14 protein-coding genes are annotated in these 18,131 nt (G+C 66.8%); 5 read left to right on the top strand and 9 right to left on the bottom strand.

Features of this window, described 5'->3' with window-relative positions; translation table 11 throughout:
• Window positions 1–15 precede the first annotated feature (15 nt).
• From WM2015_RS00250 to WM2015_RS15470, 3 genes are all read right to left on the bottom strand, one after another.
• Complete coding sequence (locus WM2015_RS00250; RefSeq protein ID WP_156200707.1) at window positions 16–2,424, bottom strand: hypothetical protein; 2,409 nt, start codon at window positions 2,422–2,424, stop codon at window positions 16–18.
• A gap of 117 nt (window positions 2,425–2,541) precedes the next feature.
• Window positions 2,542–3,519, bottom strand: a complete 978-nt coding sequence (locus WM2015_RS00245) for a PPC domain-containing protein (protein ID WP_049724158.1) — start codon at window positions 3,517–3,519, stop codon at window positions 2,542–2,544.
• An 85-nt stretch (window positions 3,520–3,604) separates the two neighbouring features.
• A complete protein-coding gene (locus WM2015_RS15470) occupies window positions 3,605–3,745 on the bottom strand; it encodes a DUF2256 domain-containing protein (protein ID WP_082169312.1) in 141 nt (46 codons plus the stop codon).
• Window positions 3,746–3,845: 100 nt separating this feature from the next.
• Here WM2015_RS15470 and WM2015_RS00240 point away from each other — a divergent pair, with 100 nt between their 5' ends.
• Both WM2015_RS00240 and WM2015_RS00235 read left to right on the top strand, forming a co-directional pair.
• Window positions 3,846–5,288: a dihydrolipoyl dehydrogenase gene (locus WM2015_RS00240; protein ID WP_049724157.1), complete on the top strand. Its 1,443-nt coding sequence runs from the start codon at window positions 3,846–3,848 to the stop codon at window positions 5,286–5,288.
• A gap of 173 nt (window positions 5,289–5,461) precedes the next feature.
• On the top strand, window positions 5,462–7,558 hold the full coding sequence (locus WM2015_RS00235; RefSeq protein WP_049724156.1) for a choice-of-anchor Q domain-containing protein: 2,097 nt from the start codon (window positions 5,462–5,464) through the stop codon (window positions 7,556–7,558).
• On the opposite strand, the gene WM2015_RS00230 is transcribed toward WM2015_RS00235, so the two are convergent.
• Entirely contained in the window at window positions 7,530–9,530 is a 2,001-nt protein-coding gene (locus tag WM2015_RS00230) for a winged helix-turn-helix domain-containing protein (RefSeq protein ID WP_049724155.1), read from the bottom strand. The two genes, WM2015_RS00235 and WM2015_RS00230, sit on opposite strands and share 29 nt — an antisense overlap.
• A gap of 176 nt (window positions 9,531–9,706) precedes the next feature.
• Between WM2015_RS00230 and WM2015_RS00225 the strand changes: the two genes are divergently transcribed.
• Window positions 9,707–10,843, top strand: coding sequence for an alanine racemase (locus WM2015_RS00225; protein WP_156200703.1), 1,137 nt, complete (start codon window positions 9,707–9,709; stop codon window positions 10,841–10,843).
• A 34-nt stretch (window positions 10,844–10,877) separates the two neighbouring features.
• Here the strand turns inward: WM2015_RS00225 and WM2015_RS00220 are convergent, their stop codons facing one another.
• The 5 genes from WM2015_RS00220 to WM2015_RS00200 form a co-directional block, all read right to left on the bottom strand.
• Window positions 10,878–12,059 (bottom strand): MHYT domain-containing protein, encoded by a 1,182-nt coding sequence (locus WM2015_RS00220; protein ID WP_082169311.1) that lies wholly within the window; start codon window positions 12,057–12,059, stop codon window positions 10,878–10,880.
• A 141-nt stretch (window positions 12,060–12,200) separates the two neighbouring features.
• Window positions 12,201–13,889, bottom strand: a complete 1,689-nt coding sequence (locus tag WM2015_RS00215; RefSeq protein ID WP_049724152.1) for an NAD-binding protein — start codon at window positions 13,887–13,889, stop codon at window positions 12,201–12,203.
• 10 nt (window positions 13,890–13,899) lie between these two features.
• Window positions 13,900–14,283, bottom strand: coding sequence for a DUF6394 family protein (locus WM2015_RS00210; protein ID WP_049724151.1), 384 nt, complete (start codon window positions 14,281–14,283; stop codon window positions 13,900–13,902).
• A gap of 92 nt (window positions 14,284–14,375) precedes the next feature.
• Entirely contained in the window at window positions 14,376–15,812 is a 1,437-nt protein-coding gene (locus WM2015_RS00205; protein WP_049724150.1) for a pyridoxal phosphate-dependent decarboxylase family protein, read from the bottom strand.
• 23 nt (window positions 15,813–15,835) lie between these two features.
• Entirely contained in the window at window positions 15,836–16,099 is a 264-nt protein-coding gene (locus tag WM2015_RS00200) for an RNA recognition motif domain-containing protein (RefSeq protein ID WP_049724149.1), read from the bottom strand.
• Between the two features lie 410 nt (window positions 16,100–16,509).
• Here WM2015_RS00200 and cspE point away from each other — a divergent pair, with 410 nt between their 5' ends.
• Window positions 16,510–16,719, top strand: a complete 210-nt coding sequence (gene cspE / locus WM2015_RS00195) for a transcription antiterminator/RNA stability regulator CspE (RefSeq protein ID WP_049724148.1) — start codon at window positions 16,510–16,512, stop codon at window positions 16,717–16,719.
• Window positions 16,720–16,854: 135 nt separating this feature from the next.
• Window positions 16,855–18,096, top strand: coding sequence for a GspE/PulE/PilB domain-containing protein (locus WM2015_RS00190; protein ID WP_049724147.1), 1,242 nt, complete (start codon window positions 16,855–16,857; stop codon window positions 18,094–18,096).
• Window positions 18,097–18,131 lie beyond the last annotated feature (35 nt).

Raw genomic sequence — 18,131 nt, 5'->3', positions numbered from 1 at the left:
CGCCCCGATCCTTGATCAGGGCGCCTCGAAGCGATCTTCGAAGATCGGCGCCTCGCACAATCCGATTGCCTCCAGATCACCTCGCCAGACGGCAAAGGTGGTCGGCCATTCCTCGGGGAAATAGCCACTGCGCGCGCCGGCGAAGTAGAGCAGGACACCGTTTTCGCAGTCGAAGGGCAGACGGACGTGGAAGACGCCGTCTCCGGCCACATCATCCGGCTCGATGCCATCGTCGCGAGGATAGTCGCTGGCCATCAGGGTGTCGTTGTCGGGCTCGAACATCCAGACCTGCATCAGCACGTCCGGCCAGCCCAGCGGCGCACCACCCGGATCCTCGACCTCGACCGCGGCAACCATCCGGGACGCATCCTGCGGGTCGACGACGGCACTGACCTGGGTCGGCAACTTGAGCTGGAAGCTCAGTGACTCGCCCGAGCTGACCGGGTAGCTGCGCTGGTCGGTCTGCCGCGTGTAATCGAAGCTCGAGGAGGTCGACATCGTCACCGGTGGGCCGAAGATGGGCTGCGGGGTGAGGATCTGCGCGTTCATCTCGAAGCGCTCGCTCAGGGTCCGCTCGGCCGGATCGAGGGGCGGGGTCAGGGTGCGGCCGACGTAGAAGATGTCCTCGTCGATCGGATCGGCCAGCCAGCCGGCGGCACCTCCACCCACGTTGCAGGCCAGGATCGAGGCCAGGGTGGCGCCGCCCGTCTTGGGTCCAAGGCCCAGATCGATCAGATCGAAGATCACGCCTGCGACGACGCCGACGCCGAAGCTGCGCGCACCACTGCCGCCCTTCGCCGGCGGTGGCGGGGCCGCGGGCGGCGGGGGCGGCGGCCGGGTGGCCGTACCCGTCTGGCCCTGGGCCACGGCCGGCGGGCCGATGAAGCGCGGGTCGGCCTCGGGGGGCGGCCGAGGCACGGTCACGTTCAGGGTCATGCTGTCCGTACCGACCTCGAAGGGCTGCGACTGAACCAGTCCGGAGTTCTTTCGGAACGGCTGCGGTGGCAGCACGACCAGGCGGTACAGACCGGGGGGCACATTGACGAACTCGAACTGCCCCTGGGCATCGGCGATATCGATCCGCGGTTGGTTGCCCGGAACGGGAAACAGGGCCACCGTCGAACCGGGCAGGACGATGGGCTGATTGGCGGCATCCTTCGATCGCACGGTGCCGTTGAGGAACAGGGCCCGGATCGTCCCATCGCGGGGCACCATGATCTGCTCGAGCACGGCCTCTTCCCAGAGCGTGCCGGAGAAGGGCGACTTGTGGCTGACCTCGAAGTCCAGCACCTGGATGTCGAACCAGGACGGCAGGCCCTCACCATCGAACTGCTCCGGGGCGACCAGATCGAAGGTCCAGGTGTTGAAGGCGGTCTCGGCCGTGCCGTTGGCAATGCCGCCGGGGAGATCGGTCAGGGTGACGTCGATGTCCCAGACGGGAACCGCCACCTCGATCGAATCGGACAACCCACCACTGAGCTGCAGGGTGAAGGCATGCGATCCGACCGGCGTGCCCGGCGAGGATTGCACCGTGTAGGTCAGCAGGGTCGAGGCGCCGGGCTCGATGGCCGGGACGGACAGCGGGCCGGACAGGACGCTCAGACCCAGCCCCGGCGGCGGCAGCAGGGTGGCCGTGACTCCGGTCGCGGGAGAGGAACCGCTGGATCTGAGGAAGATGCCGAGTTCGACGGTCTCGTCCTTCAGCATCATGTCGGCGGTGCGGGGGGCGATGATCACCGGCGTGGTCGGTCGATGGGGCAGCACGCGCGCGTAGCGTTCCACCGTCAGCCTCGGATTGCGGGCCAGATCGTTGAGGGTGGCCTGCCCGGTTTCCATCGGTCCGCTCAGCACGGACACGACGTAGTCATCGCCCAGCAGATCGGGATCGGCACCGCCGGAGGGAAAGGCCGGCGCCTCGATCAGCAATTGATCATCGAACCAGAGCTGGACCAGCCCGACCTCGAGCATCACGTTCAAGCGCCAGGTCGCCTGTGGATCCAGGCTCACGTTCGCGCTGCCGACCTGGATGCCGGCACTGAAGGGGGCGGCGGAACGGATCGCCACGGCTCCAGCGTCGGATACCGTCGCGTAGACGCGGTGGGCCGGGTTGTCGGCGATCAGGTCGATGCCGTCGCCATCGCCCGGCGTCCAGAGACCGCTGTCCAGCCAGCCGAAGGCGACGATGCCGCCGCCCGTCGGGCCTTCGGTCAGCACCAGATCCACCCCGCGATCCAGAGCCTGGAAGTTGACGGCGGCATCGAGCACGGGAGCGGGACTGGCTTCGATGCCGAAGGGCCCGTCGGAAACGGACTCCCCCGTATTCCATTTGAACGCCACCGTGTCGAAATCCGACTGCTCGAGGGCTACCGTACCGCCCGCCAGCAGCCCCAGCATCAGACCAAGAAAGACTCGCATCCACGGCATGATCGACTCCCCGGAAATGAAAACGGCAGCAGCGTTGCCACTGCTACCGTCTCATGCGGAAAGCCGCCGGTAACTGCGCCAGCGCCGACCCTTGCGGGCCGGCGCGGCTTGGATCGGTCAGCGGTAGATCGTCAGCGTGTAGGCGCCCTGGCTTTCGGAGAAGGAGGTGACGTAGATCGCGTAGACGCCGTCCTCGACCAGGCTGACCACGGCCAGGCTGTTGTTGTTCTCGCCGCCGTCGTCATCGCGGATCAGGTTGCTGCCGTCCGGATTGGAGACGTAGAGCACCGGATCGAACTCGTCGGAGTCGAGCATGATGGTCAGGGTCTCACCGGCCTCGCCTTCGATCTCGTGGCGCTCGTAGCGCGTGCCGTCGTAGCCGCGCGGGGAGTCCGCCGTCAGGCGCCCGCTGATGCTGGCCGCGACGTCGTTCGACAGGGCGGAGACGCTCAGCTCGAAGCGGCCGCTGTCCGAACCCAGGCTGCTGGCGGTGATGGTGATGGTCTCGTCGCCCTTGAACATGTAGTGCAGGCGGCTGTTGTAGCCTTCATCACCGCCGTCGTCATCGGTCAGCTCGTTGCCATTGGCCTCGGTCAGGGTCAGGTAGGCGTCGAAGTCATAGGACTTCAGATCGATCACGATGCGATCGCCCGCCTGGCCACTGAGCTCGTAGCGCATGCCACCGCCATCGCTCAGGCGGCCATTGACGACATCACCGACCTCGATCGACTCGGGCGGCGGCAGGGTGCGGACGACGACCCGGTAGGTGCCGGTCGTGCCGCTGGACAGGGGCGCGGCCACGATCTCCAGGGCACCGCCGCTGGTCATGGTGCGGGTGAAGCCGGCGTCCAGGCCTTCGTAGTCGTCGTTGTAGAGGGTCTCGCCATCAGGCAGGGTGGCGTTGACCGTGGTGTCGATGTTGTCACCGTAGACGATGACCTCGATGCTCATGCCGGCCTCGACCGGGATGACGTGACGGTTGGCCGAGGGATCGCCACCGGCAACGAAGCTGCCCTCGGCAGAGTAGATCTCTTCCTGCGCGGACAGGGAGGACGCGGCCAGCAGGGCGGCCACGGCAAGGCTGGATCGAATCATGGCTCCGAACTCCTTATGAATTGTGATGGTGTTCACCTCCAGAGTATACGGGCGTTCTGGCGAAACCATGACAGACTTGTGGCCGTCAGCGGGCAGGCCGGCGCTGGCGACGACAGCGCTCCGAGCAGTACTTCACTTCGTCCCAGCACTGCTTCCACTTCTTCCGCCAGGCGAAGGGTCGCTGACAGACGGGGCATTGCTTGCTTGGCAGATCGGATTTCTTCATGCCGCCCTAGTGTACCCGGGCGTATTCCGTCCCCCGGTCGACGGGACCGGCGCGTTATGCTCATGGTTCGTATCGAATCCTGATCGAGGAGCGTAGGGCAATGGCAAGGCGCAAGGTGGATGTAGCAATCATCGGCGGTGGCACGGCCGGCATGGTGGCCTGGCGCCAGGCACGCAAGCACACCGAGTCGGTGCTGATGATCGAGGGCGATCGCTTCGGCACGACCTGCGCCCGGGTCGGCTGCATGCCGAGCAAGCTGCTGATCCGGGCGGCGGAGGCAGCGCACGAAGTCCGCCAATCCAGCCGCTTCGGCATCGAACACGGAGAGTATCGCGTTGACGGTGCAGCCGTCATGGCGCGGGTCCGTCGCTATCGGGATCAGTTCGTCGATGGCGTGCTCGAAACGATCGAGAAGATTCCGGCGGAGCAACGCCTGCTGGCGCGAGCGCGCTTCTCGGCTCCGATGGAGCTGGAACTGGAGAATGGCGACCGGATCGACGCCGATCGCATCGTGATCGCCACCGGATCGCGCAGCCATGTGGTACCGATGCTGAAGGCCGCCGGCTCGCGCCTGATCACCAGCGAGGCGATCTTCGACTGGACGGACTTACCCGAATCGGTCGCGGTGTTCGGGCCCGGTGTGATCGGCCTGGAACTGGGCCAGGCCCTGGCCCGTCTCGGTGTGCGCGTCCGGATGTTCGGCGTCGGTGGCCGCCTCGGCCCGATCCGCGATTCGAAGATCCGGGAGATCGCCCTCGAGGCCTTCAACCGGGACTTCCCTCTCGATCCGGACGCTCGGGTGCACGAGATCAGCGCCAGCGAGCAGGGCGTGGACATCCGCTTCGACGATGCCCACGGCGATCCGGTCTCGGAGGGCTTCGAGTGGCTGCTCGCCGCCACCGGCCGGCGCCCGAACGTCGATGATCTGGGCCTGGAGCACTCGGGCCTGGCGCTGGACGAGCGCGGCGTGCCGCGCTTCGACCCCTTCACCCTGCAGTGCGGCGATTCACCGGTGTTCATCGCCGGCGATGCCAACGAGGACCGACCCCTGTTGCACGAAGCAGCCAACGAAGGCCGCCTGGCCGGCCAGAACGCCGGATCCTGGCCGCAGATCCGAGCACGCGATCGCCGCACGCCCCTGGGCATCGTCTTCACCGATCCGCAGATCATCCAGGTCGGGGAGCTGCCCGACGAGGCCAGCGCCGAGGCCGGTCGCAGAATCGCGTCGGGGTCGATCTCCTTTCGCCGCCAGGGCCGCAGCCGCGTGATGGGCCGCAACCTCGGGCGGCTGGTGGTTCACGGGGAATTCGGCAGCGGCCGCTTCCTCGGCGCCGAGATGGCCGGGCCCGCGGCCGAGCACATCGCCCATCTGCTGGCCTGGGCGGTGGAGCAGAAGCTCACCGTCGCCCGCATGCTCGAAATGCCCTTCTACCACCCGGTCATCGAGGAAGGCGTTCGCAGCGCCCTCTACGATCTGAACCATGAACTGAAGAACGGGCCGCCGCCGGCCGGCGACTGCACGGACTGCGGCCCGGGGGTCTGATCGCCAACGGAATATCGAGATTGCCGGGCTGAGCTCGATTTTTCAGCGAAATTCAGCGCTTTTCAGCGCTCGGTAAGGACTTTTCCCCTCGGCCTCTCCATTCTGATGACCTCCGATCGGCGCCCGTTCAATCCAGTTCGGGCTCGATCCAGGACCCATCAAGGAGGGAGACCATGTCCACAAGATCGAGCTTCAAGTACGCCCAGCAGCGGCTGTGTCAGCAGCACCGAACGGCGCTCGCGTCGACCATCGGCGGCGTGCTGGCCGCAGGTTCGCTACAGGCCGCCACGATCACCGTGACCACCCTGGACGATGGCTTCATCGCCGGTCAATGTTCCCTGCGCTCGGCCATTGCCGCGGCCAACAACAACGCGGCGATCGACGGCTGCGCGGCCGGATCCAGCGCCACGATCGATCGGATCGTGTTCGCGCCCGGACTGACCGGAACCATCGCGCTGCAACCCGGTTTGCCGGTCGCCAACTATTGGGATGGCTCCCAGCTTCGTGTGCGCGAGTCGATCGTCATCGAAGGTCCGCCCCTCAACGGCGGCGTACCGCAGGTAGCCGTTCAGGGTAGCGGCGCGGCACCGGTGTTCTACCTGGACCCGCAGGCCGCCCAGGTCACGCTCGCCAATCTCACCATCACCGGCGGCCACTCACCGGCCGAGCTGCCGGGGCGGGCGGGCCATGGCGGTGGCGTGCTGAGCTACGCGCGCATCCTGGAACTGGACGGGATCACCATCAGCGGCAACACGGCCGACCACTCCGGCGGCGGCGTCTGGCATGATCCCGCGCTGCCCGGTGGCGTGTTGCTGGGTCGCGACTGCGTGGTCAACGCCAACGTCGCCGGCCGTGCGACGAATGGTCTCGGTGGCGGCATCGGAGTGCGCAACAGCGCCATCAGTATCAACGCCTGCGCCTTCGTCGACAACCAGGTCGGCGATGCGGGCTACGGTGGCAACGGCGGCGGCCTGGCCATCCAGCAGTCATCGCTGACCGGTGTGGTCGACTCGCTGTTCGTCAACAATACCGCCACCTACGGCAGCGGCGGCGGACTGCATTTCGAGGGGAGCGAAAGCCAGGTCTACCTGGCCGGCAACTTCATCTCCAACAATCTGGCCGATCTCCGCGGCGGCGGTATCTACCTGGATGAGCAGACGCAAGCCGGCCAGAACCCGGCCGTGCTGGAACTTCTCGACAACGATTTCCTGCAGAACCGAAGCTACGCAGCCGGCGGCGGCCTGAGCCTGATCGCCGGCCCGGGCCGGATCGATCTCTCGGACAGCCGCCTGCTCGAGAATCAGTCGATCAACGGCGCTGGCGGCGAACTGCAGCTCACCGGCACCGATCTCGACTGGTTCGGGGGTTCGATCAGCAGCAACCTCGCCTCGGGCTTCGGTGGCGGCCTCTACCTGCGCAGCAGCGACAATGCCCTGACATTCGATCGCCTGGCCTTCTTCAGCAACCAGGCCGACAACGGCTGTGGAGGGGCGCTGTCGATCCTGCCGCAGCTGGCCCTGAGCGGTCCGGACTCGATGGTCGTCCAGGACAGTGTGATCTTCGACAACTCGGCCTCCTGCGGCGGCGCCTTCGATCTGTTCCTGCCCACCAGCAACCCGTCGCAGCTCCTGCTGAGCGCGAACGAATGGTCGGCCAACCGCGCATCCGGCCTTGGCGGGACGGATGGCAACGGCGGCGCCGTCTATTTCAACGGCGGTCAGGATGGTGCGCTGGTCATCAGCAATTCCACCCTGTCCGGCAACCTCGCGGCCCTGTCGGGCGGGGCCCTGTTTGCCCGCGGCCAGGCCAGCACCAGCGTCAAGTACTCGACCCTGGCCTTGAATCAATCCGCAGGGTTGGGGCGGACCATGATCAGCAACAACGCCAGCTGTCTGCTGCGCAACTCGATCATCGCCAGCCCGCAATCATCGGCGCTCGAAGGATCGACGGCCTGCTATCTGGTCCATTCTCTGCTGCAGAACACGAGCGAGTCGGTGTACACCAGCGGTGCCGGGGTCCTGCTGGACCAGGATCCCCTGCTCGGTCCACTGGTGGAAAACGGCGCGCCAGGCTGGACCCTGACCCATGCCCCGGGCGCCGGCAGCCCGGTGATCGATGCCGGCAATGCGTCGCTGAGCACGCCCCAGCATGATCAGCGCGGACCGGGGTTCGATCGGGTGCTGGGCGCGGCGCTCGACATGGGCGCGCTGGAAACACCGGCCACGGCCGGCGACCGGATCTTCAGCGACCGCTTCGATAGCGGGAACTGAGCAGCCAGCCGGCGGCAAAGGCCGCCAGAAGCAGCAGCCCGAACGGCCACCCAGCGACACCGACCCGTTCGACCGGGCCGCGCCCGGGAGGTGTGAGCTGGGACGCGGGCTCGGACGCGGGCAGGGGAATCAGATCCAGACCCAGCGCCTGCTGGTGCGCTTGCCAGCCCTGGTCGAAACGGCCCTCGCTGAACAGGGCGATCGCTTCGATCAGGCGGGCGTCGCGGATCAGGTCCTGGTGTCCCCGCTGTCCGGCCATGCGCCCGAGTCGAGCGACCGCTTCTCTGGCCTGATCGCTATCCCCGGCGGCGATCAGCGCCAGTGCCTCGAGGCGCAGCAACTGGTGCTGAAAGCCGAACGGGGCGTCCGGACCCAGTCGCTGCTGGCTGTCGCTGAAGGCCTGAAAGGCCGCGACCGCCCCGCCCGGCTCGCTCAGATCGATGAAGCCGCTGGCCAGTAGCGCCGATGCCTCGGCCTGGGCATGGGCATGCACCCGGGCCAGGCGCAGGGCCTGCCGCAGACGCGCGCGCGCCAGGCTGGTCTGTCCGGCACGAAAATCCAGCCGCGCCAGGCCGATCTCGGCATCGACGCGCAGATGGATGGATTGACCCTCCGGCAGCTGATCGATCACCGCCAGATAGGCCAGCCGCGCCAGCGCAGTCTCGCCCTGGCGCTCGTGATTGAGGCCGAGATTGAACTGCAGGATGGGCAGCTGGGCCGTCAGACCGGCGGCCTCGAGATGCCGCTGGCTCCGCTCCAGCCACTGTCTTTCCTCTGCCCAGTGACTGCCTTCTCGATACGTTCGAGCCAACCGCTGCGCGGCGATCGCCGCGAGCTGGACCTGCCCATTGACCGTCGCCAGATCATAGGCATGGGTAAAGGCCGGCACCGGATCGACGCCTGGTTGCAGCGCCTGCAGATCGGCCTCCATCAGGCTGGCGCGTGCCTGCCAGAGCGGCTGCCCCAGGCGCTCGGCAACGGCCTGAAACTCGCTCACCACGACCCGCGCCCGCTCGACCTCCTGCTGGCGGATCCACAGGGTGGCCAGGTTGTTGAGGGTACGCGCCTGGCCTTCGAGGTCGTCCAGCGTCCGCTGCAGTTCAAGCGCGCGATCGTAGAAGTCCGCGACCTGCCGGGGCCGGGCATCCTGCTCCTCGTGCGCCACCCCGAGATTGCTCAACACGGTCGCCAGCTCGACCGGGTTGCCGCTGGCCTCGAAGCCGGCCAGCGCGGCCTGCCAGTGGTCGATGGCCTGCTGATGCTGACCGCGGTAGAAGTGCAGTCGACCGAAGTGCTTGTCGAGCAAGGCGCGGGCGTCGATCGCGCCTGGTAAGGCTTCGAGCTTGTCGCGCGCCTCGGACAGGGCCTGCTCGGCCAGTTCCAGATCGGCCGGCAGACTGGAGTCCGCCAATTCGAGCAGGGCATCGATCGATTGTCCGGCGAGCACCGCGGCGGATGCCTCGGGGAGGCCTGCCTCGGCTCCAGCCATGCTCTCACCGGGGACCGTGCGGTCCATTCCAGGCCACAGCAACCAGACCAGCAGGACCACGATCAGAGCGGCGCCGGTCCAGAGGAAGCGCTGGACGGCCCCGTTTCGATGACCAGCGTCGACACGGGCAGGGAAACCGTCCCCAGCCGCCAGCTGTTCCGCCTTGCAGGCCAGGCGATAACCCATCCGATGGCGCGTTTCGATGCACTCGCCCGCGCCAGCGTCCCGGAGCTGGCGCCGCAGCAGGCTGATGGTCTTGTGCACCGCCGCATCACTGACCACGCGCTGTCCCCAGACGCAGTCGATCAATCGATTCTTGTCGATGATTTCCGGCCAGGCGTCGATCAGAGCGATCAGCGTGGCCACCTGCGAGGCCTCGGCGGTGATGACCCGATCACCGCGGCGGATCTGCAGGCTCGGCTCGTCGACGATCAGTTCGCCGATTCGCCAGCGCCGGTGCTCTGGATCGGGAGAGGAGGTCATCGGTGGCGGGCACGCTCGACGCGGATGGCGGGACACCCCGCCCCGCAGAAGGCCTGGCACATGATTAAACTCGGCAATCGAAGAGGCTTTAAAGAGTAGCTTTGGGGCGAGCGTTCGTCCAGCCGGCCCGGCTCGAGCCGATCAAGCCACCGTGATCCCGGATGAGGAAGCCCGACATGCCCCAGACCGAGCTGAGCACCCTGCCCACACCGGCCCTGTTGATCGACGCGCAACGGATGGCGGGCAATGTCGATCGAATGAATCAGGCCATGGGTCGCCTCGGCGTTCCGCTTCGCCCGCATCTGAAGACCGTCAAGAACGCGGCGCTGGCCCGGCGGATGCTCGCCGGCCATCCCGGCGGGGCCACGGTCTCGACCCTGGCCGAAGCCGACTATTTCTTCGCGGCCGGCATCGAGGATCTGACCTACGCCGTGGGTCTGGCGCCCGGCAAGCTCGGCGAGGTCGCCCGGCGCCAGCGGGCCGGTATGAAACTGACCCTGCTTCTCGATGCCCCGGCCACGGCCCGGGCCCTGGTCGAGGAATCGAAGCGACTGGGCGAACGCTTCCAGGTGCTGATCGAACTGGATGCCGACGGGGAGCGCGGCGGTCTCGACCCGGCCGATCCGGCCCTGATCGAGACGGCAGGCCTTCTCGTCGAAGGCGGACAGCACCTGGCCGGCGTCCTCGTCCATGCCGGTGGCTCGTACGCCTGCCGGGACGAAGCAGCGTTGATCGCCATGGCCGAGCACGAACGACGAACCGCCGTGGACGCAGCCCAGCGCCTGCGCCAGGAAGGCTTCCTCATCGACACGGTCAGCGTCGGCTCGACGCCCACGGCCCTGTTCGCCCGGGACCTGAGCGGCGTCAGCGAGGTACGGGCGGGCGTGTACGCCCTGATGGATCGGGTCATGGCCAGCCTGGGCGTTTGCGCCCTCGACGACATCGCCGTGTCGGTGCTGACCGAAGTGATCGGTCATCGCCCGGAGTCGGGGGAGCTGCTAGTCGATGCCGGCTGGACCGCCCTGTCCCGTGACCTGGGCAGTACACGAGGTCGATCAGCGGGCGACTACGGTCTGGTCTGCGACCTGGAAGGCGCGCCGCTGGCGCCTGAACTGCTGGTACTCGGGACGCACCAGGAGCATGGCCGGGTCGGTCGCTCGGATGGACAGGCGCTGGACCTGGATGCCTTTCCGATCGGGCGTCGCCTGCGCATCCTGCCCAACCACGCCTGCGCAACGGCCGGTCAGTTCGAACGCTTCTGGTGGCTCGACCAGGGACAGGTCGAGGCGATGGAACGCTGTCGCGGATGGTGACCCGGCCAGCCGAGCAGCTGGCCGGGTCAAATCCTCAGGCGGGGCTGAAGGCCGCGACGTCGGCGCGAGCCCGCGGCACCAGGCGGAACAGGCGTTCCGTGTCCTCGGGACAGGCGGCCGCACCGATCTTCCAGTCGGCCATTCCCCGCTCGCGCGTGGCCATCAGATCGATGACCTGCTGGCGCGCGGCGTCCTTCTTGTAGCCGTAGAAGAGCAGGGCGAAGCTGTCTTCCTGTACGCAAACGGCTTGCGCCTGCGGAAACTGCTGGCGCAGCCACTGGGCGAATTCCTTCTGCCCATCGGCGCTGGTCGTTCCTTGATGCTCGAGCATGACCAGGGTCAGCTGCTGCGCTTTGGAAACGGCATTTTCAGTCAACTGGCGATTGAGCCAGCTACGATTCGGCAGACCGGTGACCTGATCGACAAAGGCCTTTTCCTCGGCCACGGCGCTGCGCTCCCGCTCGGCGGCGCGCCGCTTGCGAATCGCATTGGTATCGCCGAAGGACACCACCAGGGCCGAGGCCAGGATGGCCAGGGTCGCGAAGGTGATCGGCCCGATGGTCCATCCCGTCGTCAGTCCACTGGCCGTGGTGCAGATGCTGTCCGGGGCGAAGCTCGCCGCCCACATGCCCGTGTAGTGCATGCCGCAGACCGCCACGCCCATGACCAGTGCCGCGCCCAGGCGCAGGCCCACGTCCTTGAAGTTGCGCACGCGGCGGAGCCGGGCCGCGATCAGCAGGGTCACGATGCTGGCCGCCACGGCGATCAGCACGGAGGCGGAAAAGAGCAGGGGATCGTACTGGATGCCCGGCTCGATGCGCATCGCCGCCATGCCCGAGTAATGCATGATGCAGATGCCGGCGCCCATGACCAGACCCGCCGGGATGACGATGCGCGGATCGGGACGATCCGGGTTCTTGCGAAGCAGGGCCAAGGTCCAGAGCGCCAGGCCGGACACGGACACGGCGGCGATCCAGGACATGATGGTCAGCGGCCCGTCGTAGACCACGTCGATCGGCAGATCGAAGGCTTCCATGCCGATGAAGTGCATCGACCAGATGCCGGTGCCGAAGGCCACGGAGCCCGCCAGGATCCAGGGCGTGGGGCGGTTCTGCGGACGCAGCACCTTGCCCGCCATTTCGAGGGCGGTGTAGGCGGCGATGACGGCAACAATGTACGAGAGCGCTACCACTGGCAGCGCGTATGAACCTTCCATGGATTTCCCCTCCTTCAGGGCGATCGCGCTGGAACAGTCGCGAAGGATTCGCGCTTGTCAGCTCGACGATCGGAAAACTGGGGAGAGCCTAGAGCTCTGGAGTCAACGGCCAGTGATCCCGAAGTCAAGGAGTGGTGAAGCTCATCGGCGCTTTCGGTGCAATGGCCAGCTGCCCAGTTCATCGCGCCCGCTCAGCAGATAGCCGAGCTGGAGGTCGCTCGCGAGCGCCGATTCGACCCTGGCGGCACAGCCCGGTCGACCCGCCAGCAGCAGCTGGTCTCCAAGGGCAAGCTCGATCTCGGGATCCGGGTAGAGCAGGTCCTGCTGGCTGCGGCGGAGCAGCAGGGGCTCGACCGGCAGGGCCTGTGGCCAGCGCGAGCCGTCGCGGAGCAATTCGCCCAGGCGCACGGCCCGGCCAGCCGCGATATGGGCCGCGACCGCCGGCGAGCGCCGATCACTGATCCGCAGGCTCATGAACTCCGGCGGCCGGTCCGGGGAGTGATCGCTGAGGCGCCGATACAGGTCCCAGGCCATCTCGTCGCTCTGCTCGAGCAGTTGATCGAAGAAGTCCAGCACCAGGGGGGAGCGGGTGCGGCTGAGCATCAGACCGGCGATCACCACGCTGGGTTGGGCGAGCAAATCGGGGTGGGCGGCCCGCATCAGCTCCTGGCTGGACAGGCCGTTCTCGACCACGCCGATCCACAGCGCCGGATTCAGGGCCCGGGCGGTGATCAGGATCGAGAGATTGTCCGCGTCGTCTTCCGTGGTCGCCAGCAGTCCGGCCGCCTCGCGCACGCCACCGGCCTCCAGGGTTTCGGCCTGGGTCGGTGGCCCGTCGATCGCGCCCTCGGGCAGGGTTCCATCCCTCGAGGACTCGGCCAGAACCCGGACCTCGTACCCCAGCTCGATCATGCGCTTCGCCAGGGCCTGACCCAGGGTGCCATGCCCGCAAACCAGCCAGGGCCCTCGCGGCAGTTCGATCGGCGCCGGCCGCAGGGCCTCAGGCCCGGAGTTCATCCACTGGTAGAGCGCGAACATCGCCGGCTTGGTCAACACCAGCTCCAGGCGCCGCACGTATTCGTCGACCACGTTCACCACCTGATGGGTATGGAAGGAACGCATGTTTTCGGCCACGCCGTGGTCGTCGGCGCGGGCCTGGACGATGCAGCGCTGATTGAGCAGGCGCGCGGAAATGGCGATCTTGAGGTTGGCCTGATCGTCGCCGGTGACGGCAAAGACGCCGAGGCACCAACGGCTGCGAAGCCCGGCCTGGATCAGGTTCTCGGGCAGGCGGGCATCCATTCGGAAGGGGGCGACATCGACGCCGTGGGCCTCGACGACCAGGTGGTCGATCTTGTCCGGATTGGTGTCGAGCACGACCACCGGGTGGCGCTGGGCGGTCAGCGCCCGGGTCAGGGCGCGGCCTGTGTCGCCGTAGCCGCAGACCAGGTAATAGGGCTGGTTCAGCCCGCGGATCGCGCGCTGGAACCGCGCTCGGCGCATCATCGCGCGAAAGGCCGGGTCCTGGATCAGGGAGACGATGGTGCCGATCGAGAACAGCCAGGCGATCACGGTCAGGTAGATGCTGACCATGGTCCAGAGACGCTGGGCCGGCGAGAAGGGGTAGGGCACTTCGCCGAAGCCGATCGTCGAGCCCGTGTAGGACACGATATAGAAGGCCTCGAACAGGCTCAGACGCCAGGGATTGCCCTGATCGTCCACGCCCGGCATCAGGGTGAAGCCCACGGTGGCGATGGCGTAGGCCGCGATCAGCACGATCAGCGGCGTGCGCATGCGCCGGAAGAACAGGTAGATGAACGAGTCGTTCATCGAAACGGGCTCAGCGCCGGATGCCCGCCGCTTCCATGGTCATCAGCACGACCGAGAGCAGGTTGGCCAGCAGGGCGCCGCCGGACAGGGAGACGATGGTGGCCATCACCGCGGGCGTCAGCCCAGCCTCGGTGACGTGCACCGCCACCGCCCAGACGATGGCCGCGGCAATGAGCTGCAGATCGACGACCAGGCTGGAGGCCAGCAGCATGGCGCTCATCTGGGAGCGCTCGCCGAGCTTGAGCACGGTGGCGATCAGTCCGACCACCAGGGCGGCGAACAGCTCGTAGACGTTGTGATGGTCGGGATTGTCGATATCGCCGATGAAGAAACCGAAGTTCAGGGTCAGTGCCAGCAGCACGAAGAACCCGAACACGACCTTGCCCATGTTCATGCCAGCCCTCTCTGGAGACGTTCGAAACCTCGGGCCATTATGCACACCCGCAGGCGCAGCGATGAACCCTGCCCCGATCAGGGTGCGAGTCGCTAGCTACCTGCCGCCAGTCGATGGAGCACGTCGACCATCTCGTCCACGTCCCGACGATGGGTTCGGTGACAGACCGCGGCCAGGCGCAGGGTGTAGCGCCCGTCGAGGCGGGTCGAACTCAGGAAGACCCGACCGTCGTCGAGCAGGGCGTTCATCAGGGCCTGGTTAGCCGCATCGCCCTCGGGCAGGCGGAAGGTGACCACGGACAGGTCGGGCTCGGGGCCGACCTCGAAGCGGCCGCCCTCGATCATGCGCTGGCGGAAATAGCGGGCGAGCAGCAGTTTCTCTTCCAGCGCGGCACGGAAGGGTGCCAGGCCCAGCACCTGCAGCGGCAGCCACAGGCGAAGACCCCGGAAATGACGCGTCAGCTCGGGCGACAGGTCGGCCGGCGAGGCCTCGTCCATGGCGATCATCGTGTCCTGCAGGTAGTCGGCCTGGCCCGAATGCGAGGCGCGCAGGCGCTCACCGTCGCGGACCAGCACCACGCCGCAGCCGTAGGGCAGGAACAGGGTCTTGTGTGGGTCCATCACCACCGAATCGGCGCGCTCGATGCCGCGCATGCGCTGTCGGCCCGCCTCGGTCAGCAGGAAGAAGCCGCCGTAGGCCGCGTCGACGTGAAACCAGAGGCCCTGTTCACCGGCAATGCTGGCGATCGCCTCGAGAGGATCGACCGAGCCGGTATTGGTGGTGCCGGCCGAGGCCAGCACCATCCATGGCTCGAGACCCTCGGCACGGTCGCGCTCGATCTGCTCGCACAGGGCCTCGGCGCGAAGCCGATGGTTGCCGTCCACCGCGATGCGGCGCTGAACGATGCGACCCAGACCGGCCAGATGCAGGGCCTTGTCGACGCAGTGATGGGTGTGCTCGGTCAGGTAGATGACCGCCTTCTCGATTCGCTCCCCCTCGATGCCATGGGCATCACGGGCGGCCACGATGGCACTGAGATTGGCGATGCTGCCGCCGGAGGACAGGGCGCCGGCCGACCCCTCGGGCAGGCCCACCAGTTCGGCCATCCAGCGCACGAGCTGGTTTTCCAGGCGCACCGCCCCCGGGCTGGCGAAGAACACGCCCGAATAGCGATTGGTGATGGCGGCCAGAAAATCGCCCAGCGCCGAGTGGAACAGCCCACCGCCGGGAATGTAGCCGCCGAAGCGGCCAGACGCCGTGGTGATGCCTTCGTGGTCGACGTGAGCGTCGAGGAGGCCCAGCGCGCGCTCCAGGCCGATGCCCTGTTCGGCGATCGGCTGCTCGAGCAGTCCCGCGGCCCGGCCGTCCCGATGGACATAGGCCGGCGCATCGTCGAGGGCTTCGAGGAAGGCCTCGGCGTGGGCCAGCGCCTGCTGTCCATCTCGCCGGCGCTGGTCCGGACGTGGGTCGAGCTGACGCGCCTGCGCTTCCAGCTCGCCGAGTCGCCCGATCAGTTCATCCGAGACCATTTCGCACCTTCGAGGCTTGTGGTCTAGCGGCGACCGCGCTTCTTGCCGCGCGGGCGTTCTTCACGCACCTGGATGCTCTGGCCATTGAGCTCGGCACCGTCCAGTTCGGCGATGGCAACTCGCGCCTCGTGGCCTTCCATGTCGACCATGGCCACGCCTCGGCAGCGGCGGGTGAAGATGTCCATCGGCAGCTTGATGCCGCGGACCGTTCCGCAGCGGGAGAACAGGGCGCGCAGCTGACTCTCGCGAGTCTCGGGGTGGATATTGCGAACGAACAGGGTTTTCATGGGATGCGGCCTCCTGGCCGGGTCGTCGGCTCGGCCAGCAGTCAGGGTCCGTCAGCGCAGAAGGCAGGACGTTCTTGAGAGTCGGTTCGAGCGAGTGATGAAATGACGGATCGAATGTGAACTCCAGACATGGGCCCGAAGGTGCATGGAAACAAGGGAACTTCTGAACAACGATGCCCGGAGCGCGCTTCGAACCGACCCGCTCCGGAGAATGAAGAAAAAATCCCGCAAACGTCAGAAAGAGCGTATAGTGCAAAGCGCTGCGGAACACAGCAGTGGTCGAAGTTGATCGTATTCCTTTCCGTTTACCTCTCAATCTCCTCCATTTCCTGACTTTCCATGGCATGACCGGATGCGGTCAGGCAAGTCCTGCGCGTCCGTTTTTTACTTCAATACAAGGCAACATCAATATGTCCAGCAACACCGGAACCGTGAAATGGTTCAACGACGCGAAAGGCTTCGGCTTCATCTCCCAGGACAACGGCGGCGCTGACGTCTTCGTCCACTTCAGCGCCCTGACCGGCTCGGGCTTCAAGAGCCTGGCCGAAGGTGCAAAGGTCGCGTTCGACGTGACCAACGGTCCGAAAGGCCCGCAGGCCGCCAACGTGGTGACCGTCTAAAGCACAGGCACTGCCTGCAGCTGCTCGACCCGTTCATCCGGGTCCGAAGAACCCCGCCGCCGGCGGGGTTTTTCGTTTCCGGACCCGACTCCGGATCACTTGAATCCGATCCCGGACTCAGGCAGTCTCCCCTGCGTGAACGCTCGCACTCAGAACAAGAAGAACCTGGGCACCCTGCTGCTCGAGCTCGGTCGGATCAGCGAGGCCGAAATCGAGCGCGCGCTGGAGCATCAGCGTCTGCAGGGCGGTTATTTCGGGCAGGCCCTGGTGGATCTCGGCATCGTCGAGCAGGACGAGCTGGATTTCGGCCTGGCCTCCCAGGCCAACATGACCTACATCGAGCCCGATCCCGTTCGGATCGATTCCGACGTCGCGGCCCTGGTGCCGGCGAACTGGGCCCAACGCCACAACGCCCTGCCGATCGAGGTCAAGGAAGGCTGGCTCACCCTGGTGGTCGACTCGCCCCTGAAATCGGGACTGAGCGAAGAACTGGCCAAGCGCACCGGGCTGTCGGTCAAGCTGGCCCTCTGTTCCGCCCGACTGCTCCGCGAAGCCATCCGCACGGTCTACCGCCTCGACCCGGTCAGCCAGAAACCGGACCAGGTACTCAGCCTCGAGGCCTTCTGGTCACTGGCGACCTCACCGCCGGCGACGCGCTGGGGCCTGACCGTTCGCCGCAATCAGGTGCTGGGCTGGATCGAGAACGAGGGCGAGTTCCAGCGCCACACCCTGATGCACAACTGGCTGGTCTTTCTCGATCGGATTCTCTCGCCACCGCCCTCGCAGATCCTGCCTGCACACGGCATGCGCCGCTGGCGCGCCACCGTGCGGCCGGATCAGTCGCCCGGCGCGGTCATCGTCAACAGCCTGACGGGTCCCGGTGGTCATGATCTCGAATTCGAGCCGCTCAGCGAGAAGCTCCGTGATCGCCTGATCCTGCCCTCGAGCAGCCAGATCTCGACGCTGCGCCAGGAAATCCAGCGCCGTCCGACCGTCCTCGCGGTGCACAGCCCGAGTGGCCAGACCGCCCGTGAACTCGTCACGCGCCTGCCGCAATTGCTGTTGAAGAACGACCATCGCTCGGTCTGCATGCTGCGAGAGGGCGTGCACGCGATCAGCGAGGACATCCTGGTGATCGCGCCCCCGGACGAGGGCGAGTACGAAGACACCTTCAATTTCATCGAGCGGCTCAGGCTCGATGCCGTGGGTCTGGAGATCGACCCGGTGGCCAGCCCCCTGTGGGAACGCGCCATCAAGCTGGCCCCGCTGGTGCTGGTGGTGCTGTCGGGGATGGACGAGGATCAGCCCCTGCCGCCAGGCATCAACTGGCTGCTGGCCAAGTTCGACGAGAACCAGCCCGACTGGGAACTGGTCTGATCACGCCTTGAATTCGAGGGCCGGCCCGCCTGGCG

It is taken from the genome of Wenzhouxiangella marina (assembly GCF_001187785.1).
GTDB classification, from domain to species: domain Bacteria; phylum Pseudomonadota; class Gammaproteobacteria; order Xanthomonadales; family Wenzhouxiangellaceae; genus Wenzhouxiangella; species Wenzhouxiangella marina.
This window is presented reverse-complemented; position numbering and strand designations above follow the sequence as displayed.